At 65.1% G+C, this 25,916-nt stretch carries 23 protein-coding genes; 14 read left to right on the forward strand and 9 right to left on the reverse strand.

Annotation, left to right across the window (positions count from 1 at the left end; genetic code table 11):
- Window positions 1-3 precede the first annotated feature (3 nt).
- Window positions 4-1,371, reverse strand: coding sequence for a sulfatase family protein (locus MUK72_RS10660; protein ID WP_244700178.1), 1,368 nt, complete (start codon window positions 1,369-1,371; stop codon window positions 4-6).
- A 101-nt stretch (window positions 1,372-1,472) separates the two neighbouring features.
- Here MUK72_RS10660 and MUK72_RS10665 point away from each other — a divergent pair, with 101 nt between their 5' ends.
- Complete coding sequence (locus MUK72_RS10665) at window positions 1,473-2,420, forward strand: glycosyltransferase family 2 protein (RefSeq protein WP_244700181.1); 948 nt, start codon at window positions 1,473-1,475, stop codon at window positions 2,418-2,420.
- A 34-nt stretch (window positions 2,421-2,454) separates the two neighbouring features.
- On the opposite strand, the gene MUK72_RS10670 is transcribed toward MUK72_RS10665, so the two are convergent.
- Entirely contained in the window at window positions 2,455-3,408 is a 954-nt protein-coding gene (locus tag MUK72_RS10670; RefSeq protein ID WP_244700184.1) for a sugar kinase, read from the reverse strand.
- An 83-nt stretch (window positions 3,409-3,491) separates the two neighbouring features.
- On the opposite strand from MUK72_RS10670, the gene MUK72_RS10675 reads away from it, so the two are divergent.
- The 9 genes from MUK72_RS10675 (at window position 3,492) to dgoD (ending at window position 14,090) form a co-directional block, all read left to right on the forward strand.
- Entirely contained in the window at window positions 3,492-4,400 is a 909-nt protein-coding gene (locus tag MUK72_RS10675; protein WP_244700189.1) for a dihydrodipicolinate synthase family protein, read from the forward strand.
- 48 nt (window positions 4,401-4,448) lie between these two features.
- The gene (locus MUK72_RS10680; protein WP_244700191.1) at window positions 4,449-5,684 is read left to right on the forward strand and encodes an HAD family hydrolase; all 1,236 of its coding nucleotides are present in this window, start codon (window positions 4,449-4,451) and stop codon (window positions 5,682-5,684) included.
- A 45-nt stretch (window positions 5,685-5,729) separates the two neighbouring features.
- Window positions 5,730-6,968, forward strand: coding sequence for a mandelate racemase/muconate lactonizing enzyme family protein (locus MUK72_RS10685; protein ID WP_244700193.1), 1,239 nt, complete (start codon window positions 5,730-5,732; stop codon window positions 6,966-6,968).
- 42 nt (window positions 6,969-7,010) lie between these two features.
- The gene (locus MUK72_RS10690; protein WP_244700196.1) at window positions 7,011-8,117 is read left to right on the forward strand and encodes an IS630 family transposase; all 1,107 of its coding nucleotides are present in this window, start codon (window positions 7,011-7,013) and stop codon (window positions 8,115-8,117) included.
- Between the two features lie 231 nt (window positions 8,118-8,348).
- Window positions 8,349-9,716, forward strand: a complete 1,368-nt coding sequence (locus MUK72_RS10695) for an ABC transporter substrate-binding protein (protein WP_244700199.1) — start codon at window positions 8,349-8,351, stop codon at window positions 9,714-9,716.
- Window positions 9,694-10,740 carry a carbohydrate ABC transporter permease gene (locus MUK72_RS10700; RefSeq protein WP_244700202.1) on the forward strand — a complete coding sequence of 349 codons (1,047 nt, stop codon included), beginning with the start codon at window positions 9,694-9,696 and terminating at the stop codon, window positions 10,738-10,740. The genes MUK72_RS10695 and MUK72_RS10700 overlap by 23 nt, the downstream gene beginning before the upstream one ends.
- Window positions 10,737-11,672: a carbohydrate ABC transporter permease gene (locus MUK72_RS10705; RefSeq protein WP_244700205.1), complete on the forward strand. Its 936-nt coding sequence runs from the start codon at window positions 10,737-10,739 to the stop codon at window positions 11,670-11,672. Before MUK72_RS10700 ends, MUK72_RS10705 begins: the two co-directional genes overlap by 4 nt.
- A gap of 51 nt (window positions 11,673-11,723) precedes the next feature.
- On the forward strand, window positions 11,724-12,896 hold the full coding sequence (locus MUK72_RS10710) for an ABC transporter ATP-binding protein (RefSeq protein WP_244700208.1): 1,173 nt from the start codon (window positions 11,724-11,726) through the stop codon (window positions 12,894-12,896).
- A gap of 42 nt (window positions 12,897-12,938) precedes the next feature.
- Window positions 12,939-14,090, forward strand: coding sequence for a galactonate dehydratase (gene dgoD / locus MUK72_RS10715; RefSeq protein WP_244700211.1), 1,152 nt, complete (start codon window positions 12,939-12,941; stop codon window positions 14,088-14,090).
- A 21-nt stretch (window positions 14,091-14,111) separates the two neighbouring features.
- Here dgoD and gfo6 read toward each other — a convergent pair whose 3' ends face one another.
- Window positions 14,112-15,191 carry a D-xylose 1-dehydrogenase Gfo6 gene (gene gfo6 / locus MUK72_RS10720; protein WP_244700214.1) on the reverse strand — a complete coding sequence of 360 codons (1,080 nt, stop codon included), beginning with the start codon at window positions 15,189-15,191 and terminating at the stop codon, window positions 14,112-14,114.
- Between the two features lie 40 nt (window positions 15,192-15,231).
- Window positions 15,232-16,473 (reverse strand): glycosyltransferase family 4 protein, encoded by a 1,242-nt coding sequence (locus MUK72_RS10725; protein ID WP_244700217.1) that lies wholly within the window; start codon window positions 16,471-16,473, stop codon window positions 15,232-15,234.
- A 91-nt stretch (window positions 16,474-16,564) separates the two neighbouring features.
- Here MUK72_RS10725 and MUK72_RS10730 point away from each other — a divergent pair, with 91 nt between their 5' ends.
- Genes MUK72_RS10730 through MUK72_RS10740 form a run of 3 tightly spaced genes read left to right on the forward strand, consistent with a single transcriptional unit; the run spans window position 16,565 to window position 18,201 of the window.
- Window positions 16,565-17,503, forward strand: a complete 939-nt coding sequence (locus MUK72_RS10730) for a glycosyltransferase family 2 protein (protein ID WP_244700220.1) — start codon at window positions 16,565-16,567, stop codon at window positions 17,501-17,503.
- Between the two features lie 33 nt (window positions 17,504-17,536).
- Window positions 17,537-17,764, forward strand: a complete 228-nt coding sequence (locus MUK72_RS10735) for a hypothetical protein (protein WP_244700223.1) — start codon at window positions 17,537-17,539, stop codon at window positions 17,762-17,764.
- Between the two features lie 5 nt (window positions 17,765-17,769).
- Window positions 17,770-18,201 (forward strand): type II toxin-antitoxin system VapC family toxin, encoded by a 432-nt coding sequence (locus tag MUK72_RS10740; RefSeq protein WP_244700225.1) that lies wholly within the window; start codon window positions 17,770-17,772, stop codon window positions 18,199-18,201.
- 391 nt (window positions 18,202-18,592) lie between these two features.
- Here MUK72_RS10740 and MUK72_RS10745 read toward each other — a convergent pair whose 3' ends face one another.
- Both MUK72_RS10745 and MUK72_RS10750 read right to left on the reverse strand, forming a co-directional pair.
- Window positions 18,593-19,090: a cupin domain-containing protein gene (locus MUK72_RS10745; RefSeq protein ID WP_244700228.1), complete on the reverse strand. Its 498-nt coding sequence runs from the start codon at window positions 19,088-19,090 to the stop codon at window positions 18,593-18,595.
- Between the two features lie 38 nt (window positions 19,091-19,128).
- Window positions 19,129-20,022, reverse strand: coding sequence for a glycosyltransferase family 2 protein (locus MUK72_RS10750; RefSeq protein WP_244700231.1), 894 nt, complete (start codon window positions 20,020-20,022; stop codon window positions 19,129-19,131).
- A gap of 27 nt (window positions 20,023-20,049) precedes the next feature.
- Here MUK72_RS10750 and MUK72_RS10755 point away from each other — a divergent pair, with 27 nt between their 5' ends.
- Complete coding sequence (locus MUK72_RS10755; protein ID WP_244700234.1) at window positions 20,050-21,846, forward strand: class I SAM-dependent methyltransferase; 1,797 nt, start codon at window positions 20,050-20,052, stop codon at window positions 21,844-21,846.
- Here the strand turns inward: MUK72_RS10755 and MUK72_RS10760 are convergent.
- The 3 genes from MUK72_RS10760 to MUK72_RS10770 all read right to left on the reverse strand — a co-directional run bounded on the left by MUK72_RS10760 (window position 21,821) and on the right by MUK72_RS10770 (window position 25,843).
- The gene (locus MUK72_RS10760; protein WP_244700237.1) at window positions 21,821-23,062 is read right to left on the reverse strand and encodes a glycosyltransferase; all 1,242 of its coding nucleotides are present in this window, start codon (window positions 23,060-23,062) and stop codon (window positions 21,821-21,823) included. The genes MUK72_RS10755 and MUK72_RS10760 overlap by 26 nt on opposite strands.
- A 115-nt stretch (window positions 23,063-23,177) precedes the next feature.
- A complete protein-coding gene (locus MUK72_RS10765) occupies window positions 23,178-24,245 on the reverse strand; it encodes a glycosyltransferase family 4 protein (RefSeq protein WP_244700240.1) in 1,068 nt (355 codons plus the stop codon).
- Window positions 24,245-25,843 carry an alkaline phosphatase family protein gene (locus MUK72_RS10770; RefSeq protein WP_244700244.1) on the reverse strand — a complete coding sequence of 533 codons (1,599 nt, stop codon included), beginning with the start codon at window positions 25,841-25,843 and terminating at the stop codon, window positions 24,245-24,247. The genes MUK72_RS10765 and MUK72_RS10770 overlap by 1 nt, the downstream gene beginning before the upstream one ends.
- Window positions 25,844-25,916: the final 73 nt, after the last annotated feature.

The following is a 25,916-nucleotide window of genomic DNA, read 5'->3' on the forward strand; positions in this document are numbered from 1 at the left end:
CGCTCACTCCGCGTAGCCGAGATCGCGAAGGCGTTTCTTGGTACTCTCGTCCATCTCCACAGTCCGAATGTCGTCGGCGCTCGCCGCGACCCGTTCCCGATGGTCGTCGAGCACGCCGCGAAGCCGCTCGCACACCTCTGGATGGCCGTCGGCGACGTTCTCATGTTCGCCGGGATCGGCCGCGAGGTCGTAGAGCACGTGCCCGTCGCCGCGCTCGATGTACTTCCAGCGCCGGTCGCGGTAGGCGAAGCGACGCTCGCCGCCGCCACGGTTGCCGTCGGCCCAGTCGCCGACGACGTGCTCTCGCGGCCAGTCGCCCTCGCCGTCGAGCAGCGGGCGGAGACTGTGGCCGACGAACGAATTCGACTGCTCGCCATCCACATAATCGATGATGGTCGGCGTGACGTCGGCCAGCCCGACCAGTTCGTCGTGAGTGGTCGCCGGACCGTCACTTCCACAATTCACGATCAACGGGACGTGGAGCACCTCGTCGTGGAAAGTCTGGGTGTGACTGTAGCCGCCGTGCTCACCGAACGCTTCACCGTGATCGGCGGTGACGATCACCATCGTGTCGTCGCCCCAGGCCACCCGAACGTGCTCGACCAATCGACCGATCTCCGCATCGGTGAAGCGGATCTCGGCGTCGTAGAGGTCGATCAGCGTCTCGCGTTCGTCGTCGGTGATTTCGGCGGGGGCCTCGATCATCTTCCGGCGGAGCTTGATCGCCTCACGCTCGGGAACGGGATCGATGCCGAGCGCGCGCTGGTGGCGCTCGGGCGGGCGATAGGGGTGGTGGACGTCCATGTAGTGCGTCCAGAGGAATCGGGGGCCATCGCGCTCGTTCTCGGCCCAATCGATGGCCTTCTCGGTGATGTCGTCGGCCCGGACGTATGCCGACCCGACGTTGACGCCGGCTTCCTTTTCGGCCGTGTCGACCGCTCGCGAGAGGACGCCGTAGAGCCAGCCGTCCTCGTCGAGACGCTCTTCAACAGCTCCTTTCACCCGGGCCGTCGGCGATGGGTCGGTCTTCGAGTCGAAGAAAAAATCGAACCCTCGGGAGTAGCCGAACTCCGCCGAGAGATAGAGGTTCGAATGAAAGCCCCCCGACCGGTAGGCGGCGGGGAGCGCCTCGGTGACGAGGGTTCGGTTCTCGGAGAGCGATTCGTAGCCGCCGTACATGAGGGCGGTCGACGAAGTGAGAATCGACGGAAACGACGCGCGGGTCGCGCAGGCGTGAGCGAAGGCGTTCGTGAACCGATGCCCGTTCGCCGCGAGTCGATCGACTGACGGCGTCGTTTCTCGCTCGTAGCCGGCCGCCGAGAGGTGATCGGCTCGGAGGGAATCGACGGTGATGAGCAGCACGTCCCGCATTCGCTTCCGTGTCCTCACCACGTCGGTTAGTACCTTTCCGTCGCCGACGCTCGTCGAGTGGACTCCAAACGTTCAAGCGAGCCGCCCGACCAGGGACGGCGATGCCCGATCCAGCGGTCTCGCTGCCCGAATCGCTCCAAGAGGGCGAGGGACCGCCCGTGTCGGTGATAGTCCCGACCTACGGCGACAGCGAGTATCTCGGCCCAGCGCTCGAATCCATCGCGGCTCAGACCCACGGAAACGTCGAACTGATCGTCGTCGATAGCTCCGACGTGACCTGGCTGCGCGACCTCGCCGCCCGTGTCGAGGGGTTCACCTACATGTTCCAGGAGCCCAGCGGCCTCGCGGCGGCGCGCAATCGCGGGCTCGATGCCGCCACCGGCGAGATGGTCGCCTTTCTCGATGCCGACGATCGCTGGCTGCCCGAAAAACTCGACCGACAGCTCGCGGCCGTCGCCGACGGTGCCGACGTCGTCTACTCAGACGTCTATCTCGTCGAGGACGGTGAAAAACGCCGCCAGTCCGCGCTGCCGGTCCGCAATCCCGAGACCCACCATATCGACTTCCTCTACGAGGGTGGCGTGCCGATGCCGACCGTGCTCGCCCGCCGGGAGTGTTTCGCCGACGAGCGCTTCGACGAACGTCTGCCAGTTGCCGAAGATCGCCACCTCTGGGCGCGGCTGTTCGCCCGCTATCGACCTGCGCGCGTGGCCGAGCCGCTCGCGTGCTACACCCGCCGGGAAGGATCGATGAGCTCCGATCTCGAACTGATGTACGAGACCGAACTGGCCGTTATCGACGATCTCGCGGATCGACTGCCCGATCTTGCGGTCCACCGCGCAGCGCTCGAACGCAAGGCGCAGTACAAGTACGGCAAGCGACTGCTGCGCGCCGGCAGGAGTTCGGAGGCACGGCACGAACTCCGGCGAGCGGTCGTCGCCGGCGAGCGCGACCCGCGTGCGCTCGCCCTCCTCGCAGTTGCGTACGCACCGGTTGGCCATGCGCGACTGCTGGAACTGCTCGAACGGCTTCAGGAGCGTCGCCGGTAGTCGTCGGCGACGATTTCGAACGGAACGGCGACGCCTACCGCCGTAGCGCCTCGCGTTCGCCGAGGAACACGTCGAGTTCGTGCTCGGTGGGCAGCCCCTCGACATCGCCGGTCACGGTCGTGGCGAACGCGCCGACGGCGTTGGCGCGTTTCGTCGCCTCGACCGCCCCGAACCCGCGGAGGCGACCGTCGAGGAAGCCGGCGGCGAACCCGTCGCCAGCGCCGATGGGATCGACGACGCGCTCGACCTCGTATCCCGGTACGCGAGTCACCTCTCCGTCGTCGACGAGCGCACCCTCGGCACCGAGCTTGACGACCGCGATGGCAGCCCCCCGATCACGACACGCGTTCGCGATCTCGTCAGGTGTGTCAGTATCGAACAGGGTTCGTCCCTCTTCGATACCGGGAAGGACGATGTCGCTCTTCTCGACGAGCGTGAGCAGCGTTCGTCGCATCTCCTCGTCGCTCTCCCAGAGCTTGTGGCGGATGTTCGGGTCGAACGATATCGTCGTCCCCGCCTCACGTGCGCGCTCGACAGCTGCGAAGGTCGCCTCACGACAGGAATCGCTCAGCGCGGGCGTGATCCCAGTCAGATGGAGATAGTCGGCCGTTTCGATGGCGTCGGCGGGGAGGTCGTCAGGTGTCATCGTGCTCGCGGCCGAGCCGTGGCGGTAGTAGTAGACCGAGGTCTCCCCGAGCGCGCGCCGTTCCTTGAACATGATCCCCGTCGGCGCGTCGTCGGTGAATTCGACGGTCGCGGTATCGACCCCCTCGCCACGGACGAACGAGTTGATGTAGTTGCCATGCGGGTCCGCGCCGAGTTTGCTGTGCCAGGTCACGTCGTTGCCGAGCCGCGAGAGGGCGATCGCGACGTTGCTCTCGGCACCGCCGAGGCTCTTTTTGAACGTCTGCTGGTGTTTCGTCGGCCCCGGTTCGTCGGGACTGAACAGCACCATCGTTTCGCCGAGCGTGAGCACGTCCGGTGTCATGAATCGACCTACGGGAGCGGCAGGGTAGGCGTTGCGGAATCCGCTCCCCGGACGTTTATGATTACACACCAAGAACGAACGCCATGAGCCACGACGCGACTGCGAACGACGATCCGCTCGATCTCGGCGGCGTCATCCCGCCGATGGTGACGGCGTTCGACGAGGACGAATCGGTCGATTACGAGACGACGGCCGACCACGCCCGGTTCATCGTCGATCGGGGCGTTCACGGCGTCTTCCCGCTGGGAACGAACGGCGAGTTCGCCCTGCTCGACGGCGACGAACAGGCCGGCGTCGTCGAGGCGGTCGTCGACGAGGTCGGCAGCGAAGTGCCGGTCATCGCGGGCGTCGGTGCGCCGAGCACGTATCACACGGTCGAACGCGCTCGACGCGCCGCCGAGGCCGGCGCGGACGGGCTCGTCGTCGTCACGCCCTACTACTTCCCGATCGACGAGACGGGCGCGGTCGAGCACTACCGCCGCGTCGCCGAGGCCACCGAGCTCCCGATCTACGTCTATCATATCCCCTCGAAGACGGGCAACGCACTCAGCCACGCGACGCTCGACGCACTCGCCGAGATCGACGGGCTCGTTGGCGTCAAGGATTCGAGCAAGGACGTCCCCTGGCTCAGCCGTGCCATCGACGACCACCCCGACCTCGTCTTCCTCGCCGGGTCGGACTCGCTGCAGTTCCCCGGGCGGCTCGTCGGCTGTACCGGTGGCGTGAGCGCGGTGGCGAACGCCCTGCCCGAACTGCTGGTCGATCTCCACGAATCGTACTCGGCGGGCGATATCGAGCACGCACGCGAATGCCAGAGCACCCTCTATCGGGTGCGCGACGCGTTCAAGGGCGGGCCGTATCTCGCCGGCGTGAAGGCCGCACTCTCGCTGCGTGGCTTCGACGCCGGTCCGCTGCGGAGCCCGCTCCGTGGAATGGACGACGAGGAGCGATCGGCGCTCGAAGCCACCATCCGCGCCGAGGGGCTGCTCTGAGTCGAGCGGGCAAACACGCTTATGCGCTCGGCACCCTCCGGGGCGACTATGGACCGTTACGGTCTCCTCTACGAGCTCTACGAATCGTTCGATACCGACGGCCTGCGCGACCACCAGCGGTTCATCGATGTCTTCCCGCCAGTCGATTCGCGCGTTGCGCTCGAAGGCTACCAGGAGATCGCCACCGAACTCGACGAGCGAAAGGGGAAAATCCGCGACGCCTTCCAGTACGGCGAAACGCTCGCGGATATCGCCGCCCACGCCAGCCGCGAGGAGGCGTTCACCGCGCTCGATCTCCTGACCAAACACGACCGCGGGGTGAACGTCCTCGTGCTCGACGTCGACGAAACCCTCAGATCCGCGGGCGGCACCGACAACGAGATCCCCCGTGAGACGCTCCACTATCTGACCGAACTCCACGAGGCGGGCATCCCGGTCGTCATCTGCACCGGCCAGACCCTGGAGAACGTGAAGGGGTTCGCCATCCAGGGACTCGGCAGCGAGCTCGTCCACTCCGGAACCCTGAGCATCGTCTACGAGGCCGGCACCGGCGTGTTCACGCCCGGCCATGGCTCGGAGACGAAGAAGCTGCTCTACGAACGCCTCGACGAGCGGATCCAGAACGTCTTCTACACGCTTCGCTCGCGCGTGTTGCCCGAGGCCCCCGACGGCGTTCGCGAAGGATGTCATCTCCAAGGCAACGAGTTCAACGTCACCCTGAAGCCGAACGCCGAGACCGGCAGTCAGGAGGCCGGGGAGATCATCGACCGGGGGCTGTGCTACCTCGTCGATCTGCTCGGGACGATCGTGGCGGAGGGAACCGACAGCGAGGAGGGAAGCAAGTGGGCACGGGCGTTCTACGCCGCGGCCGACCCCGAGATCCGTGGCGTGCTCGAACGTCACGACCGACTATCCGAACGCGATCCCGACAACGTGCCGGCGGCGCTATCGGACGCTTTCGAGCGCATCGACGTTGCCTACTACGAGGCCGACGCCGCCGAGGTCGGCAGCCTGGAACTGAATAAGGTCGCCGGCGTCGAGGCGGCCTTCGACGTGCTCGACGTCGACGACCCGTTCGCGCTCGTGATGGGCGACTCGAAGTCCGACCTGCGCGTGATGGAGTGGGTCGCCGACGGGAAGGGGATCGCCGCCGCACCCGAACACGCCTCGCGGGCGGTACTCGATCACGTCATCAGAACCGACGAACTCGTCTTCGATCGCGGTGAAGCCGCCGCCATCCTGCGGATCGTCTCGGCGCTCAACCGGCTGGCGACGCTCGATTGACGTGGTACGACATCGTTTTATTAGGATGCGAGTAAACATCGAACCATGGGAATCGATTACGCCGACCTGCACGATCCGAACGCCGAGTACACAATGCGCGAGCTCTCGTCGGAGACGATGGGCGTGCGGGCCAAACGCGGCGGCGGGCGCGACGTCGAGATCACCGACGTCCAGACGACGATGGTCGACGGCAACTTCCCGTGGACGCTGGTGCGAGTGTACACCGACGCGGGCATCGTCGGCACGGGCGAGGCCTACTGGGGGGCTGGCGTGCCCGAGATCATCGCCCGGATGACACCGTTCGTCGTCGGCGAGAACCCGCTCGACATCGATCGGTTGTTCGAGCATCTCGTCCAGAAGATGTCCGGCGAGGGCTCGATCGGCGGGACGGTCATCACGGCCATCTCTGGCATCGAGATCGCGCTGCACGACCTCGCGGGCAAGATCCTCGAACTGCCAGCTTACCAGCTGCTAGGCGGGAAATATCGTGACTCGGTGCGTGTCTACTGCGATTGCCACGCGGGCGAGGAGGAAGACCCGCAGGCGAATGCCGACGAGGCCGAACGCGTCGTCGAGGAACTGGGCTACGATGCGCTCAAGTTCGATCTCGACGTCCCTTCGGGCCACGAGAAGGACAAGGCCAACCGCCACCTCCGGAACAAGGAGATCGAGCACAAGGCCGAGATCGTCAGAGCGGTGACCGAACGCCTCGACGGCCGGGCCGACGCGGCCTTCGACTGTCACTGGGCGTTCACCGGTGGCAGCGCCAAACGCATCGCGCGGGCGATCGAAGATCACGATGTGTGGTGGCTCGAAGATCCCGTTCCGCCGGAGAACCACGACGTCCAGCGCGAAATCACACGGGGCACGACCACGCCCATCGCCGCCGGCGAGAACGTCTATCGCAAGCACGGCTACCGCCGCCTCCTCGAAGAGCAGGCCGTCGACGTCGTCGCTCCCGACCTCCCGAAGATGGGCGGGATGCGCGAGACGAGAAAAGTCGCCGACATGGCCGACAGCTACTACGTGCCGGTGGCGATGCACAACGTCGCCTCACCCATCGGGACGATGGCGAGCGCTCATGTCGGCGCGGCCATCCCCAACTCGCTCGCCGTCGAGTACCACTCCTACCAGCTCGGCTGGTGGGCAGACCTCGTCGAGGAATCGGTCATCCAGGAGGGTGCGATCGAGATCCCCGAGCAACCGGGACTCGGACTGACGCTCGATATGGATGCCGTCGCCGAGCATATGGTCGACGGTGAGGAATTGTTTGCGGAAGCGTAGTCCCTAGCGAAAGTTATGAAGATCGCGTGAGATAGCGATCTCATGAGCGGAGATCGTCGCAAGGAGATCGTCCGACATCTCAGTGAAGACGATCTCGATCGGCTACTCGCCGAAACCGACAACGAAAAAGTCAGCAAGCGACTGACGTTCGTTAAACGACTCTACAAAGGCGCAACGCTTGAGGACGCTGCCGACGATGTCGGCAGGTCCTCTGCAACCGCGACTCGCTGGGTACGACGATGGAACGAGGGTGGACTCGGTCTCCTCACGCCGAACTTCGGGGGCGGCAGGCCCCCGAAGCTCGGCGACGACGAGCAGGAACAATTGCTCGAACTCTTACGAGAGGGTCAGCCCTGGAAATCACAAGAGATCCAGTATCTTCTCAACGAGAAGTTCGACGTTGAGTACCATCCAGCCTACCTCGGAAGATTCCTCAAAAAGCTCGGTCTTTCACGTGCGATTCCACGAACACAGCGTCCCTCTCAACCTGAGAACGCCGAGGGGATCCTCGAAGAACGCGTCGGAGACGCGTTCGACGAGGACGCCGATGAGCCACACAACAAACAAGACGGTGATGACGAGGAAGGCTGGATCGTTGACGATGATGTTTGCACCGATGGCGGAACTGTCCTCGGGTTTTTCGATACGTCCCATCCACAGCCGTGGGACAACTCACAGCGGATGTACTACGTCGATGATCCCCACATCACCCGACCGCTGGTTCGTCACGACGAACCAACGGTCGGCTTCTACGCGCTCAACGGCGAGAGCGTGGTGAGCTTCCCCGAAAATCAGGAGAAAGAGAAGATCTGTGGGTGCCTCGAACGGATCCGCGAGCAGAATCCGGGCAAGCGGATTCTGCTCGTCTTGGATAATTTCTCCTCGCACATCTGCCCGTACACGCGCAGGCGCGCGCATCAGCTAGGGATCGATCTGGTGTTCCTTCCAGTTGGTTCGCCGGATCTGAATCCGATCGAACCGGTCTGGAAGAGTCTCCGTTGGGAAGCCTCACCGCTCATCGTCGAGAGCGCGGAGGAATTCCGCGCTCTCGTCACCGATCTGTTCGACCGCCTCACTGATCGGCTGAGTTTCGCCGTCTCATGGATCGAGAAATTCCTCGCTCCGTATCTTCAGAAGTTATCCAAATGACTAAGCTTCCGCAAGCCCGTGAATCCTTGATTCACGACGTTCGATGCGGCGTAGCCGCATCGAGCTCGTGGAACACTGTTCCACGGCGTTCGACGAAACGTAGCTTCGTCGGGCCAGCGACGATTCGGTTCCTGGAAAATTTCGTCGATCAAGCCGTGAAATCGACAGCGGGCGGCCCGTTCGATCCGTCGAAAAGTATATGATGGTTCGTTACGCCGTTTGAGGCGAACGATGTCTGACTCCGAATCGAACTACTCACGGCGGACGTATCTGAAGGGCACCGCTGCGGCAAGCGCCGGCGCGATGGTCGGTCTCGCCGGCTGTGTCGGTGGTGGCGGTGGAGGGAACGGGAGCGGTGGAAACAACAGCAGCGGTGGCGGCTCGTCCGGTGGCGGCGGCAAGCTGCAGGTCCTCCACGGCTGGACCGGCGGCGACGGCAAGAAGGCCATCAACAACCTCATCGAGAAGTTCGAGGAGGCCCATTCCGACGTCAACACCAATTTCCAGGCCATCGGCGGCGGCGGCAACACCAATCTCGATACGACCATCTCGAACCGCGCACAGAACGGCAACCTCCCCAGCTCGTGGGCCGACTGGCCAGGCAACAACCTCGTCCAGTTCACCAGCGCCGGGCTCCTCGGCGACATCAGCAGCGACATCTGGACGAAGGACCTCAAACAGAACTACTCGAAGGAGGCCAAGCAGTACTCGCAGGTCGGCGAAAGCTCGAAATCCGTCGGCTCGGGGCCATACGTGGCGGTGCCGATCGGCTCCCACCGGATGAACGACCTCTTCTACAACGTCTCGGTCGTCGAGGAAGCCGGTGTCGACCCGACGAGCTTCTCGAAGCCGAGCGATCTGACGGCCGCGCTCAAGAAGGTCGAGCAGAACACCGACGCCGTCGGTCTCGCACAGGGGCTCGAAGCGCCGTTCACGACGCTCCAGCTCTGGGAGGTCGTCATGCAGGGACAGGCCGGCTACCAGGGATTCATGGACTACATCAACGGCGAGGGCGATGAGAAGGCGGTGCGCAAGGCGTTCCAGACCGTCCAGAACTACTACGATCACATCAACGACGACGCGTCGAGCATCGGCTTCACGCAGGCCAACCAGAAGTTCATGAGCGGGAACGCGGCCTTCGTCCACAACGGCAACTGGGTCGCCGGCTCCTACCGCAACCAGGACGACTTCGAGTACGAAGACGACTGGAACAACGTCACCTTCCCGGGTACCGAGGACATGTACGGGATGCATCTCGATTCGTTCCCGTTCCCCGCCGACGGGCCCGCTCCCGAGGCCGCAAAGACGTGGCTCTCCTATCTGGGCACGACCGAGGCACAGGTCGCGTTCAACCAGTACAAGGGGTCGATCCCGCCGCGAACCGATGCCCCGAGCGATAAGTTCGGCCCGTATCTCACAAAGACGATCAAGGAGTACAGCGAGGCCTCGCACAAGCCGCCGACGATCGCCCACGGGCTCGCCGTGCTGCCCGACGTCCACTCGGATATCGACGGCGTGATCACCAACGAGTTCCTCGGCTCGGGGAACCTCGACTCCGCAACCAAGGGGATGCTCGATGCCGTCTCCGGATCGAACTGACGTGGGACGGTCGATCCGATCACGGCTGAGCGACCTCCGTACTCGACTCGTGGGCGACACCGGTGACGACGAGACCGCGGTTCGCACCGACGGCGGGGCGACCGTGAGCCGTGGCTCGGCCGGCACAGGCCTGTCGGATCGACTGCGATCGCTGCGCAACAGCCGGTTCGTCGGCTCGCTGCCGTTCTGGCTCCCACCATTCTTGCTGATGGGGCTGTTCGTCTACGGGGCGATCGGCTGGAACTTCCTCATCTCGCTGACGGATATGGAGGGCTTTGGTGATCCGGACTACTCCGCGCTCGATTTCCAGCAGTACGCCGAACTGTTCGGGAGTCAGGCGTTCATCGACGCCGCGCGCAACACGTTCGTCCTGCTGGTCGCGTTCACGATACTCTGTCTCGTGCTCGGGCTGGTGCTCGCGATCCTGCTCGATCGCACGCTCAGATTGCAGAACACGTTCCGGCTGGTGTATCTGCTGCCGTTCAGCCTCTCGTTCGTCGTGACCGCCCAGCTCTGGGCGTGGATGTACGACATCGACAACGGCATCATCAACTCGGTGCTGAGCATCGGCGGACTCCAGCCGGACTGGATCGGCAACCCACAGCTCGTGCTCGGTGCGGTCATCTTCGCGCTGGTCTGGCAGTTCAGCGGCTACGCGATGGTGGTCTTTCTCGCCGGATTGCAGGCGATCCCGGACGAACACTTCGAGGCGGCGCGCATCGACGGCGCGAGCACGATCACGATGTACTGGCGGGTCATCATCCCCCAGCTCAGGGGCTCGGTCATCAGCGCGCTCGTCGTGCTGATGATCGGTGCGCTCAAAGCGTTCGACTTCCTGTACGCGCTGTTCGGCCAGTACCGTCCCGCTGCGGGAGCCGACATCCTCGCGACGCTGATGGTTCGTGAAGCGTACTCGAATCAGCACTGGGCGTACGGCTCGGCGATCGCGATCGTGCTCTACGTCCTCGCGTTGCTCGTCGTCATCCCGTATCTCTACAGTCAGTACCGCAGGGGTGCACTATGAGTCAGGAACCCGTTACAGCCGACGCGACCGACGGCGAATCGTCGACGAGTGACCTGCGCGATGCGATCGGCGGGAAACGAATCCTCCTGTACGCAGTGCTCGCGCTCATCGCCGTCTACTTCCTCGTACCTCTCGAAGCAGGGCTCGTCACGTCGTTCAAGACCAACGAGGCAGTCATCAACACCGCGCCGTATCTCCCGCCCGGACCGGACGGGTTCACCCTCGACAACTGGACGGAGGCGTTCGATACCCTCTCGTCGGGGTTGGTCAACAGCCTCGTGATGACGATCCCCGCGACGGTGCTCGGCGCGCTGTTCGGGAGTCTCGCGGCCTATGGACTGACACAGATCAGCTGGAAGGGGCAGATCCCGATCTTCGCGCTGTTCGTCGCCGGCGTGTTCATCCCGTACCAGGCCGTGCTGGTGCCGCTGTCACAGTTCTGGTCGATGATCCCGCTCGAAACGGCGCTGTCGCCGCTGTGGGCACTACCATTGCTCGAACCGTATCACGCGGATCTCATCGAGCTGATCGTGACCCACACCGCCTACGGTATCCCCATCAGTACGGTGCTGTTCAGGGGCTACTACATGGGCCTCTCCGAGGAGATGGTCGAAGCGGCGCGCCTCGACGGCGCGGGCGTCTTCGAGATCTACCGCCGGATCGTCCTGCCGCTGTCGGGACCGATGTTCGCGGTAGTGCTCATCTACCAGTTCACACAGATCTGGAACGAACTGCTGTTCGCGCTGATCCTCGTCGGCGGCACGGGACCGTCGGCTCCGGTGACGCTCTCGCTCGTGGGACTGGGAACGAGCCTCGAAGGCGTCGATTTCGGGCTGCGGATGGCCGGCGCGTTCCTGACCGCACTACCGACGCTGCTCGTCTTCATCATCTTCGGCGATCAGTTCGCACAGGGTGTTGCCGGCCGAACGTAGACAGACAACGATGATCGAAATACAATCTCAACCAGCGAACGGAGGTATCGAATGGCCGAACTGAGTCTCGATGGCGTCACCAAACGGTTCGACGACGGCGGCAACGGCATCATCGCCGTCGATGAGGCCTCGCTCGACATCGACGACGGCGAATTCCTCGTTCTCGTCGGGCCGTCGGGCTGTGGGAAGAGTACGACGCTCCGAATGATCGCCGGGCTCGAATCCGTCTCGTCGGGAACGATCAGTCTCGACGGGACCGTCATCGACGATCGCCAGCCCGCCGATCGCGACATCGCGATGGTGTTCCAGAGCTACGCGCTCTACCCCCACATGACCGTGCGCGAGAACATGAGTTTCGGGCTCGAAGAGAGCACGGAGATGCCCGACGACGAGATCCGCGAGCAGGTCGAATCCGCCGCGGAGATGATGGGCATCGAACAGCTGCTCGATCGCACACCCAGCGAGCTCTCCGGTGGCCAACAGCAGCGCGTCGCGCTCGGCCGTGCGATCGTCCGCAGTCCGGCGGTGTTCCTGATGGACGAGCCACTGTCGAACCTCGATGCGAAACTGCGCTCACAGATGCGGACCGAACTCCAGCGGATGCAGGAGGACCTCGGCGTGACGACGGTCTACGTGACCCACGACCAGACCGAAGCGATGACGATGGGCGATCGGATCGCCATCCTCGACGACGGCCGGCTCCAGCAGGTCGCCACGCCGCTCGAAGCCTACCACGAACCCGCAAACCGGTTCGTTGCGGGCTTCATCGGCGAGCCGTCGATGAACTTCTTCGAGACCACGGTGGAAAACGGACGTCTCGTCGGCGAGAACTTCGACTATCCGCTCTCGGAGGACACGCGCGCAGACATCGGCGATACGGCCGACGTGACCCTCGGCGTGCGCCCCGAGGACATCGAACTGGTCGATGCAGTCGAGGGCGATGGGGAGCACGATTTCCGTACGGTTGTCGACGTGGTCGAGCCGGTCGGCAGCGGCAACAACGTCTATCTCGCCTTCGAGGGCGACGAGAGCGCATCGGAGCTCGACATGGACGAATCACAGACGTTCGTGGCGACGATCGGCGGGCTGCGACGCATCGAGGCAGGGCAGCCGGCGATCGCGCGGCTTCCCGAGAACGCGATCCACCTGTTCGACAGCGAGACGGGCGAGGCGCTGCACAATCGCAATCTCGACGACACCGAACAGGTCGAACCACAGCTCTGATCGACTCGGTGTGTTTTTCAGCCGTTCGCACCGATCAGAGATATGAGCGAGATCACCGACTACGAACTGTTCGCCGTCCCGCCACGCTGGCTGTTCCTCCGCGTCGAGACAAGCGATGGGCGCGTTGGCTGGGGCGAACCCGTCGTCGAGGGGCGAGCACACACGGTCAGAGCGGCCGTCGAGGAACTGTTCGAGAGCCATCTGCTCGGTGCCGACCCCGATCCGATCGAGGACCACTGGCAGGCGATGTACCGCGGCGGGTTCTATCGCGGCGGACCGGTGCTGATGAGCGCCATCGCGGGCGTCGATCAGGCGCTCTGGGATCTCAAAGGCCAGCAGTTCGACGCGCCCGTCCACGAACTCTTGGGTGGCCCAGTCAGAGATCGGATGCAGGTGTACAGCTGGGTCGGCGGCGATCGTCCGAGCGACGTCGCCGAAGCAGCCAGCGAGCGCGTCGCCGCGGGATTCGACGCGCTCAAGATGAACGCGACCGTCGAGTTCCAGCGCATCGAATCGCCGGCCGCGATCGAGGCCGTCGGCGAACGACTCGCGACGGTCCGTGAGGCGGTCGGTCCCGAGGTCGGGATCGGCGTCGACTTCCACGGCCGGGTCGCGAAACCGATGGCCAAACGGCTCGCGGCGGTGCTCGAACCACACGACCCGATGTTCATCGAGGAGCCCGTACTGCCCGAGCACGACGAGCTCCTTCCCGAAATCGCCGCCCACACGACGACGTCGATCGCGATCGGCGAGCGCCACTACTCGAGGACGGATTTCGCGCCCCTGCTCCAAAGCGGCGGCGTGGACGTGATCCAGCCCGACCTCTCACACGCCGGCGGCATCACCGAGGTCCACAAGATCGCAAGCATGGCCGACGCCCACGACGTCGCGCTCGCGCCACACTGCCCGCTCGGCCCGATCGCGCTCGCCTCGTGTCTCCAGGTCGATGCCTGCGCGCACAACGCGATCATCCAGGAACAGAGCCTCGGGATCCACTACAACAAAGGGAGCGACGTGCTTGACTATCTCGCTGATCCGTCGGTGTTCGACTACGAGAACGGGTTCGTCGAGATTCCCGACGGGCCGGGGCTCGGCATCGAGATCGATGAGGAGCACGTCCGCGAGCAAGCGGGCGAGATCGACTGGCACAACCCGATCTGGCGACACGACGACGGCTCCGTCGCCGAATGGTAGCGGTGCCCTGAACGAACCGGCTCAGAGCGAAACCGGCGAGTCGCTCTCCCCGGCCTCGTAGATGGCTTCGAGCGCGCGCATGTCGATCAGTCCGTGCTCGCCGTTCGGGTGTGGTTCGGTTTCGGAGAGCACGCGGTCGGCGAAGTAGTCGAACTCCTCGGTCATCTGGCTGCGCTGGTCGAAGTCGAGTGTAGCGTCGAGATCGCCCCGCCGCACCCGGAGTTTTCGGGGTTCGTCGGGGAAGAAGACGGGATCGAGTTCGAGTTCGCCCTCCGTGCCCGTGATCCGGAGATGGCTCGACTGGGCGGCGTTCTGACTCGCCGTGCACACAGTCGAGACGTCGTCGGGGAAGTCGACGCGGAAGCTCGCGCGCTCGTCGGACACGTCCGAAAAGGCATCGTGATCCGAGCTCATCGTGGCCGTCACCGAGACGGGGTCCGAATCGAGGACGAAGCGGGCGGTGTTGAGCGGGTAGATACCGAGATCCATCACGCTCGCGCCGTAGCCCGCGAGATCCGGATCGAGCCGCCACTGGTCGGTGTCGGGGTTGATGTCGAGCAGGCGCTGGGTCATCGCACCGTGGACCGCGACGGGCTCGCCGATGAATCCCTCCCGAACGAGTTCGCGCGCCCGCCGGACGGCCGGCTCGGTCTGCATCCGGTAGGCGATCATCAGGGGAACCGACTCGCACGCCGCGACCAGCTCCGCGGCGCGCTCGACGCTCGCCTCCATCGGTTTCTCGCAGAGGATCGCCTTGTCGAGCTCGGCGGCCGTCTCGGCATACTGCAGATGGACGGCGTTCGGCGTGGCGATGTAGACGGCGTCGTACTTCTCGCTGGCCGCCCCGTCGTGGAACTCCTCGTAGGAGATGCCGTCCTCGATCGTCTCGTGGCGCTCGGCGGTCGCCGTCGCGCGTTCCGCATCGCTGCTGACGAGCACCGTCGTCTCGCACAGCTCCGAGCGCTCGACGGCCGGCAGCGCCTTTTCGAGCGTCCACCAGCCGAGACCGATCATCGCGATCCTGACCGTGCCGTCCGCGTCGCTCCGCCAGTCGCGCTCGGTGAACTCGTCGAAGAACTCGGGAAGGTCGGATGTACTCATCGCCGGCGGTTGTCGGGCCGTCGGGGTGAGTGTGTCGGTGCTACCCCTCGGCGCGCAGTCCGTCGTAGAGATCACACAGCCGCTGGCCGTCGCGCGCCCAGTTGTACTCGTCCTCGACCGCCGCTCTGCCGTTCTCCCCGCAGTCGTCCGCCCGCCCCTCGTCGGTGAGTTCGGTGAGAGCCGTGCCGAGCGCGTCGCCGTCGCCGGCCGGCGTGACGAGCCCGCAGTCGGTACGACTTACGATGCGCGCGAGCGGCGCGACGTCGCTGGCCACGACCGGCACGCCCATCGCCATCGCCTGGAAGAGCTTGTGCGGGACGGTCGTCTCGGTGTGTGCCGTCGCGGCGTGAGGGACGGCCGAGACGTCGCTCGCGGCCAGATAGCGGGGAACGTCGGCGAAATCGACCCAGCCGGTGAACGTGACCTGCTCGCGAATGCCGAGCGAGCGCGCGAGTGCCTTCAGTCCCGCGACGTAGTTGTCGTTGCCCGTCCCGACGAGCAGGAGTTCGGCGTCGGGGCTTTTCTCGACGAGTCGCGCGAACCCCTCGACGAGCGTGTCGAGCCCGCGGTGACGCGTGAAGTTGCCGACGTAGGAGACGACGAACGACTCGGGATCGAGGTCGAGCGTCGCGGGCGGCTCGACGTCGCCGGCGAAGGCGTCGAGATCGACGGTGTTCGAGACGACCGTCATGTCGGTGGATTCCGCGCCGCAGTCGCGGATATAGTGTGCGCGGGCCTCCTCGCAGACGGTGACGGTGCGATCGGCGCGCCGGACGCACTCCCGTTCGAGACGCTTGAGCCGCCAGGGTGCGAAGGCGATACGCTGGACGAGCGCCTCGGCATCGCGGGCGATCTCGCCCCAGCCACGCATCTGCTGTATCTGCCGGGCCGCCTCCGGGTAGTTCTCGTGGAGGTCGGCGACAACCGGCACGCCGAGCTCCTCGCCGAGTGCCAGCCCCGTCTGTACGAGCGGGAGGTCGTGGATGTGAAGGGCGTCGATCGGGTTCTGTCGATCGAGTTCCCGGACGGCGCGCTGCCAGGCCGGATGGACGGCGCTCGCGACGTAGCGGAGCCCGTCGACCACTCCCGAGAGGCCCGCGAACAGCCGGTCGGCGGGCAGGCGCTCGACGTCGATCCCGTCGAGGCGCGCGAAGCTCTGCTCGGTCGGCCCGCCGCGACAGAGCAGCGTGATGGAGTGGCCGGCCGCACGTAGCGCCGACGCCTCCTTCCGGACGCGGATGTCCGGCGGGAAGCGCTCGGGGAGGAGCATACAGACGTGCATACCGCCCGGAACACGCTCAGGGACTTAAGGCTGGGTTCACGCCGCGACCGCGACACGAGGGGTTTTCACCGCGATGGGTCGAATCCGGTCCATGACCCTCGTCAGCGCTATCCTCCCGACGTACAACCGCGCCGACTACGTTTCCGGGGCCATCGACACCGTCTTGGAACAGAGCCACGACGAGATCGAGGTCGTGGTCGTCGACGACGGTTCGACCGACGACACGACGGAACGACTCGCGGCCTACGAGGACGACGACCGCGTGCGCGTCCGCCACAACGAGGAAAATCGCGGCATTTCGGCGAGCATGAATCGGGCGGCGGAGCTCGCGAACGGCGAGTTCGTCTGCGTGCTCAACGACGACGACCGCTGGCACGAGGAGAAGGTCGAGAAACAGCTCGCGGCCTTCGAGCGCGCGGGCGAGGATGTCGGTATCGTCTACACTGGTGGAGTGGTCAAACAGGGCGAGCGCGTAGTGCGGGTCTATCGCCCCGAGCGCCGCGGCGACATCTACCCCGACGTCATCGCTCGATTCGGCCTCCATCCGCATTCGAGCCACATGCTGCGCGCCGAGTGTTTCGAGCTGGGTGGGTTCGACCCCGACTTCCCCCGTGGGGTGGACTGGGACCACTGTATCCGCCTCGCCCAGGAATACGAGTTCGAGTACGTCGACGAGCGCCTCGTCGAGCGCATCTTCCACACGGACAATATCTCACAGCAGCTCACTCACGGCGTCGAGGTCAACCGAATGATCTGGGAGAAGTATCACACTGAAATCGAGAACTACCCCGGTATCGAGCGCCGTCTCCGCGAAAAGCAGTGTCGAGCACACGCGCGGGTCGCGCTCGAACGCGGCCAGCGCCGGCGCGCGTTCGCCTACGCCCGCCGCGCGATGGGCTACGACCGCTCGGCCGAGAGTGCGTTCATCATGCTCTTTGCGCTGCTCGGCCGGCGAGCACTCGGCGCTGCACGCCGTGTACGCGACGCCGTGATGAACTGGCGGGCGACGGGATCGAACACCGACGGCTGAAACAGTTAAGTAATACTGTCCAGTAAAACGGCTATGGCACGAACCGTCTGTGCGAAGGTTCCCGACGAGATGAAAGCGGAGATCGATCGCACGGAGATCAACGTCAGTGCGGTCGTTCGTGCGGCACTCGACGACGAACTGACGCGACGACGGCGGGCAGACCTACGGGAGGACGCGAGCGCTCTCGGTGAACGGGTCGCGGACCGGGTGAACGAAGAAGAGGTCGCCACCGCCGTCCGCGAAACCCGCGAGGAACACTGACGCTCGTGGCCGAAGCGTATCTGTTCGACGCCAGCGCGCTCGTCGATCTCGTGTTGGGTCTCGGGCCACCATCTGTGGGGATCGATGCCGTGTTCGATGGCTATTTCCTCGATCTGACGCCCTACGAGGCCGGAAACGCACTGTGGAAGATACGGTTCGCGAACGACGCTATCACCGACCGGGACCTCGATGACGCACTCGACGTCCTCGAACGGCTCAGCCGTGAAGTCTCGTTCGAGGACGCCACCGGCTCCGAACTCCGGCCCACGATGGCGATGGCGCGGAAAACGGGCTGTACGTTCTACGATGCGAGCTACCTCATGGTCGCGGACCGCGAGGACCTCACGCTCGTGAGCGAGGACGGCCCGCAGCGAAACGCGGCGCAGGATGCCGGTGTTTCCGTCCGTACACTTTCCGATCTCGCGGAAGAACAATAGCACCGAAGAGACGTTAGCCGAACCTCGTGTGCCCGGATCGTCCCCGCGACAACCCGACGAACATCGCCACGAATCCCCCGATGACGAGACCCCGTCACCGACGCCTCGGAATCGAGGTCACTATTATCCGAGGAGATTGCGAGGAAAAGGTGAAGATGGCGACTCAACCTCACCAAATCGTTTCGGTGGTCGCAAACCAGAGGGTCAGCCAAACGAGAGCGAGGGCTGCAAACCCGAAACCCGACCAACTCGGCTTGCCGTCGGCAGACCATGCCGAAAGGTTCCGCGAACTCGTCATTGCTCCGTAGTTGAAGGGTGTTATATTCATGATTTCGGCCATCTTCGATTTTGAACGGATATCGGATCGAACCACCGGAAACGCAACAATCGATTACTCAACGGCAAGTGTTGCCTCGCAATCGGGACACACGAGATCAGTTCCCGTATTTCGGACACGCATATCGCCACGACTGCAGTAAGTACACGCTATCTCGCCAATTTCAGGAATCCGCGCGATCCGCACCTCCTCGCTATCGCGGGGTGCACCGAGTGCGAGTGCAACCACCCGCTCGTCGGTAGTGTTTCGACCCGTCTGGAACTCGCCGGGGGCGAATCGGATCGCTTCGTTCTCGCCGACGGTGATCTCGCGCTCGTTCGCTGATGGTTCACCAGAGGAGCGAGTTTCGAACGTCGCCTCGCCGGCGAGCACGACGAAGACCTCCTCCTGATCGGGATGGGCGTGAAGCGATGCAGCGAACCGCTCGCCGGGTTCGAGAACGTAGTGATTGATCGCGATGTCGGTGGTTCCGAGCGGGTCGGCGAGCGTGCGCCGTTCGGCACCCGTCTCAGTCGGCGATGGCCCCACGTCACGAATCCGAACGGATTCCATACCGCTGGCTCTCCTCGGACGAACAAAAGCGTTCCCCGTCAGCGGACGAGCGAATAGCCGCGCTGCATCGCGTTCATCCCCACCTGTCCGAACAGCGAGGCGAGAAGGGGGATCGCCGTCCGGAGCGAGGGCGCGTGATAGCACGCGAGCGCGAACGAGCGCACCGTCGAGAGCGACCATCGCCGATCACGCAGTTCCATCCGGGCCTCTAGCTTGTCGGTGTTCGCCAGCGCATTCGCCCGCACGGAGGCCGGGAAGTCGTCGTAGAGATCGTCGTATTCCTGGATGATCTCCCTGCGCCCGCGAATGAGCCCCGGCGATTTGCCCCGCGAGTCTTCGATGACGGCGCGATCGACCAGCGCCTCGTCGACGAACTCGAACTCGTGCTCGCGCGCGAGATCGATCATCAGTCCGAGATCGTCACCACCGGGACGGTCGGGTAGCGGCAGCGCCGTTTCGAGCGCATCGCGCGCGACGAGCATCGTCGAGGTAACACATGGCGAGAGGGAAAATTCGAGCGCGCGCGCGAGCACGTCCCCATGGGCGGTCGGATCCGGAAGGATCGTCGTGCCGTCCTCGTAGGTCATCCCGCAGTAGGCCACGCTCGCGCCCGTGCGTTCGAGCAGTGCGACCTGATCGGCGAGTTTCTCCGGGTGAAGGCAGTCGTCATCGTCGAGAAACTGGACGTATTCGCCCGAGGCACGCTCGGCACCCACGCTGCGGGCGGGGTTCGAGCCGATATTGTGATCGAGCTCGACGTACGTGAGATCGTACTCGTCGACGACGGGCATCGCATGCCCCTCGCCGGAGTCGTCGACGACGATGGTCTCCGTCGGCTGCGTCTGTGAGACGACGCTCTCGATGGCCTCGCGGAGGCGATCGTTGCGGTAGTAGGTCGGGATCACGACCGAAACGAGTGGATCGTCGGACATGGTCGAGACGAGCGAAGGAATAGCTAAATGTGTGCCGAGAGCGCGTTGCCGACAGTGACCCGCGACGCGATCCTCCGGAAGTGGGTGCGCCAGCCCCCGACCACCCCGCTCATCCAGCAGCTCCGCGACGAGGAACGCCAGCGCGCGCTCGCCGAACTCGACGGCGGGCGCGTGCTCGATCTCGCCTCCGAAGCGAACGTCACCCGTGGCGTCTCGGCCGACTCGCTCACGCGCGTCGATTTTTCGGACGACGCGAGTTCCTACGCGAGCGAAACCATCGGCGACGCCGTCGACGAGTACCAAAGTGCCGATCCCGAACGGCCAACCCTCCCCTTCGCCGACGACGCGTTCGACGCCGCCGTCTCGATCGGCCCCTACGACTGGAAGTTCCTCGACGTCGAATCGCTCACCGCCGAGGTGGGGCGCGTGCTCGACGATGGCGGGAAATTCGTTTTCTCGGTACCGACGCCCCGCTCGCCCTACGCCGCGAACGGCTGGCCCGACAATCACTACTACGAGCCGCGCGAGGCGCTCTCGCTGCTCGCGCCCGACTGGCGGCTGCTCGACGCCGATCTCGTCTTTCAGTACCCCTACTACGTCCACATGGCGCTCAACGCGCTCCCGGCGAACCTCCAAGAGCCGTTCGTCGGTGCCGCCGAGCGCGCGAGCGACGAACTCACCGCCCGCGAGCGCTGGGACGACGCTTCCTATCTCGTGCTCGCGGCCGAACCGCTCGACTATCGGGGCTATCTCGACGATGCGCTCGACTGCCTGTTCCGGCCGGTCGACGAGAACGGCTTCTGGGACATGGAGGACGAAAAAATCCTCCGCGGGCTCGATTACGAAATTGCCAGCGATGACGAGAATCCCGAGTTCGAATGGACGCCCGACGACCGCGAGCTGTGGCGCTACGCACCCTTCGGGTTGATGGGCGCGCTCCAGTGGCGCGTCTCCGCGCTCGGCACCGATCGCTACGACGACGAACTCCGGAGCACGCTCGACTACTTTGCCGACGAGATCGAGAGCGGAACGCTCTCCGCGATGCCGAGCTACGGCATCGGCCCCCTCGTCTGTGCGTTCTCGCTCGCGGCCGAGGTGTTCGACGCCACCCACGAGCGCGTCGCGTGGGAACTGTTCGAGCACTCGCGCGAGCGCTTCGACTTCACCCACGCCGAAGACAGCCTGCTCGCCTACGGCTGGTCGTATCTCGCCGAGCGCGAGTCCGGATCCGTGGTGCGAGAGGCGCTCTCGGAGGCGCTGGCGCTGATGAACGACCGGCTCACGCCCGACGGACTGTTCGTCTTCGACAACCACACGACCCGCCGCCATCAGAATCAGATGTATTCCTGCTGGGGGTTCGCCCGCGCGATCGAGGTGACCGGACAGACGGGCTATCTCGAAAACGTCGAGCGCGTTCTCGAACGGACCGTCGACGAGCGCATGCGCGACGACGGCGCGTTCGTCTGGGAGGACGAGGTGTCGTCGATCCGGCGCGCGCGCCGCAGCGCGACGAAACGCCTCGGCTTCCGGCCACCCTACTGGGATTTCCTCTACGAGTGTCACCAGACGTTCTTCGTCAACGCGGTCGCCCACTACGAGGCGGCGGGCGGCGAGCGCGACTTCGATCGCGAACTGAGCCGCGCGATGGCCTGGATCTACGGCGATAGCAGTCGTGGGGATCTCGTCGAACTGAGCGAACTCGGCGTTCCGATGCGCTTTCTCACCGTCGACGACCGCCTCGATGTCGACGATCAGATGTACAAGGGCTCCTACGAGATCGGCTCGTATCTGATGGCGCTCACGAATCTGCTCGCGGAACCGTAACGTCGGGCTCCGGCGTCGCGAGCAGCGATTCGTACAGTTCACGCAGCTTCTCGGCATCACGCTCGCTGTCGAACGCACCCTCGGCCGCCACGCGGGCGTTCGCGGCGAGCGAGGCCTGTCGGTTAGGATCAGCAAGCTTCACCAGCGCTCCAGCCAACGCACCCGTTCCGTGTCGCACGCACAGCCCCGCTCCGGTCCGTTCGAGTAGTCGCTTCAGCGGCGGCGTCTCGCTGGCGACCATCGGAACCCCGAGCGCCAGCGCCGTGAAGAACGCCCGCGGAACCGTGGTCTCCGTCGCGTGCGAACGCTCGGGCAGCACGCAGACGTCGCTCGCGGCGAGGTAGCTCGTCAGTTTCACGTCTTCGGTGCGAAAGCTGATCCGGCCGGCGGCCAGGCGTCGCCGCGCCAGCCGTTCGAGATCGTCGAGCACCGCCTCCTCGAGATCGCCGACGATCAGCACGCGGAGATCGGCGGCACGATCGGCCGCCCGCGCCGCGGCCACGACGACCGTTTCGAGCGATTCCTGGGAAACGCCATCGGCGACGACGGTGGCGACGAACGCCGTCTCGGGGTCGAACCCGAACCCGTCGGCCGGCTCGGTATCCGCGGCGAGATCGGAGTCGACGGTCTCGCGGACGACCGCGACGTGCTCGGGATCGATGCCCTTCCCGCGGACGTATTCGGAACGCGCTTCCTCGCAGGTCGTCACCAGTCGATCCACGTCGGGAACTCGTTTTCCGAGTAAGCGGCCCCGCCGCCAGGGTGAGTGAAACACGCGGCGGGCATACTGGCGAAATCGGCTTCCACGCGCGCTCTCGGCCGCCGCTGTGGCGGCCGGCGCGCTCGGCAGGTCGGCCACGGTCGGAATGTCGAGTTTCGTACCGATCTTCAGTCCCGTTTTCAGCAGGTCGAGATCGGTCACACAGCAGACGTCGATCGCCCGTTCGTCGTCGATCTCGCTCGCGGCACGCAGCCAGGCGGGCTGGACGTAGCTCAGCGCGTAGCGCGCGCCGTCGAGGATTCCCTTAGGTCCCGAATACAGCTCGTCGTCGGGCAATCGCCGAACGTCGATGCCGTCGACGATCGCCTCGGTCGGCCCACCCGTTCCGCGCGCACAGACCGTCACCGCGTGGCCGCCCGCCCGCAGCGCCGCACCCGCCCGCGCGAGGCGTTCGTCCGGCGGAAACGCTCCCGCGGTGAGCATACAGACGTGCATCTATCGCGGCCCCCCGGACCCTCGGCTGTCGATCATATCATCCCTCTCTCACGGGCCGGGTTTCGCTCTTGTGGTCGTGCTGGCGAATCCGTCGACCGTGACGGAATAACAGTCCTCAGCGGAGCGCCTTGGCGGCGAGGTTGCGGTCGTAGGTCGCGAGTAGCTCCTCGGTGACGGTCTCCCAGGCGTACTCGTCGCTCGCCGCCTGCCGGTTCGCCGCGCCCATCGCGGCCACCCGTTCGGGATCAGCGACGAGTTCCGCGAGCGCGTCGGCGAGCCCGTCGGCATCGCCCGGTTCGACGAGCAGCCCGCGCTCGTCGTCGATCACTTCCGGGATCGCGCCCACCGTCGTCGAGACGATGGCGTTGCCCGCGGCCATCGCTTCGAGCATCGCTATCGGCAGCCCCTCGGCGTGGGAGGGCAGGACGAAGATCGAGCCCGCGCCGAGCAGCTCGTGTTTTTTCTCCTCGGAGATGTAGCCGAGATACTCCACGTTGTCGTAGGTCGCGGCCAGTCGCTCGGAGTGGTTCGAGAGCGGTCCCTTGCCCGCGATCGTCACCCGAAAATCGAGATTCCGATCGGTGAGTTCGTCGACCGCTTCGGCGAACTCGACGACGCCCTTGCGCGGGAGCTGGTTCGAGACCGTCACGATGTGCGGGACGTCGCCGTCGAACGACGGCGTGTAGTCGGCGGCGTCGACTGCATTCGGGATCACCGTGAGCTTCTCGGGGTCGGTGTGTTTCGAGAGCGTGTCCTTCCAGTATTCCGAGAGGACGACGATCTCGTCGGCGGCACCGAACACGATCGACTGGAACCAGCGGACGAGTCGCGACTCCGTCGAGACGAACACGTCGAACGAGGAGCCGTGGACGTGGAAGACGACGGGACACCGCCAGACGTACTTGCTGAAGAGCACGTAGTAGCCCGCCCGGTAGAACGAGAACCGATGCGAGGAGTGGACGTGGACGATATCCGGCCGCGAGCGCACCGTATAGGAGAGCATGTTCCAGAGGATGACCAGCAGCGAGCGGACGAACGCGCCGACACCCTCGGTGTCGAACGCACCGCTCTTGTGCGCCGACACGTGGAGTCGGCCGGCGAGATGGCGGCGCTGCTCGCTGATGTACTGGCCGATCCCGCCCGGTCCCTGCCGTCCGACGATGAGGAGTTCGGTGTCGCGCATTATTCGACGTACCCCAGCCCTCGCAGGCGTTCCTCGACGTCGCTGAAGTCCTCGCCGTCGGTGCGGTCGTCGCTACGCGACTCGCTGTCGGAACCCGTGATATCGACGGTTTCGATTGATCGTTCGGCGGCCGATGAATCGGGCGCGAACAGCTCGTCGAGCACGCGCCCGTCGACGGTCGTGGGCACCGCCGCACCCATACTGTGGAGCACCGTCGGCGCGACATCGAAAACGCTTGCGTCCGTCGGCGTCGCGTCAGCGGCGATGTCCGGTCCTTCGGCGAGGAAGATCCCTTCGGGACGGTGATCGGCGGCGTGACTACCGGGATTGGAGAACACCGTCTCGGAGAGCGATGGTTTGACGTAATAGCCCTCGCGCGGCTCGATGACGAGATCCGGTGCAGCGTCGTCGGTCGGGAACAGTTCGTCGCCGTCGTGGACGGCGAGAACGCGCTCGTCGGTGTCGGGATCGCGGACTCGCGTGAAGGTATCCGTCAGTTCGGCTTTGAGCGCGTCGACCCGCCCCGGCGGGACGATTCCCTGCTCGAAGCGTTCGGTGTCGTTGACGTAGAGGGTGCCCTGCGCGTGGACGAACGCGGTCGTCTTGTCGTATTCGACGTCGTAACGTACGTTTTCGCCGGGGATGCCGGTCGCGAGGCGATCGACGAGCGCGTCCGGCAACCGTGTGGCGAGCTCGTCGACGTCGATGTCGAATCTGTCGAGCGTGTCGAGCACGCGCTCCTTGGTGAGGCCGATCCGCGAAAGCGTGCTGCGCGTGCCGGTGTCCGATTTCGGCGTGAGATAGCCGGCATCGGCGAGCACCCGGTTGACGTGGACGTTCTTCTCGATGGGACCGAACCCGTGATCGGAGACGACGAAGAGGTTCGCGTCGGTGTCGGCCGCCGTCTCACGGGCATCGCCGAGCACGGCGTCGAGCTGCTTGTAGTGATCGAGGAGGATTTCCTCGTCCCAGAGGAGATGCTGGAGGCGGTCGGGAGCGGTGTAGACGAAGAAAAACAGCCGCCAGTCGTCGGCGAGAAAGTCGTTCATCAGTTCGCGGCGGGCGGCGACCAGCGACGCGAGCGCGTCGGGGAACTCCTCGGGTCGGTCGCGGTACTCGTTCCAGTCGAGCCCGATCTCGTAGTCGGGCACGCGATCGGCGATCGTCGCGGCGAGTTCGGGCGGATGGGTGAACCCCTCGTCCCTGTCCGGTGTCATCATTCCCGTGACCATTCTCCCGTCGATGGACGATGCGGGGTAGGTCATTGGCATGTTGACGACCGTCGACGGCGAGACGAGCTCCCAGAGCGCAGGCTGGGAGACGTCCTCGCCGGTGTTGACGCGATGGCGGTAGTTCGTCCCGAGCTTGTAGAACGCATAGATCCCGTGTTTGTCCGGCCGAACGCCGGTGGCGATCGAGGGCCACGCGAGCGCGGTGTTCGCGGGCTGCGTGCTCGCGAGCGGCCCCGCCGCGCCCTCGTCGATGAGGGCAGCGAAGTTCGGCAGTTCGCCCGCTGCCGCCCACGCGCGCAGGCGCTCCCAGGGCACGCCGTCGAGACCGAGAACGAGCGCTCGGCGTCTGGCATCACCCTCGTTCATAGTTGGTACATGCTGGCTGGATTTCCTCTCGTGACGCCCATTACCGTTTCCATTCGCGCCGTCGCCCACACAC

The sequence above is a fragment of the Halococcus dombrowskii genome (assembly GCF_022870485.1).
Classification (GTDB): Archaea; Halobacteriota; Halobacteria; order Halobacteriales; family Halococcaceae; genus Halococcus; species Halococcus morrhuae.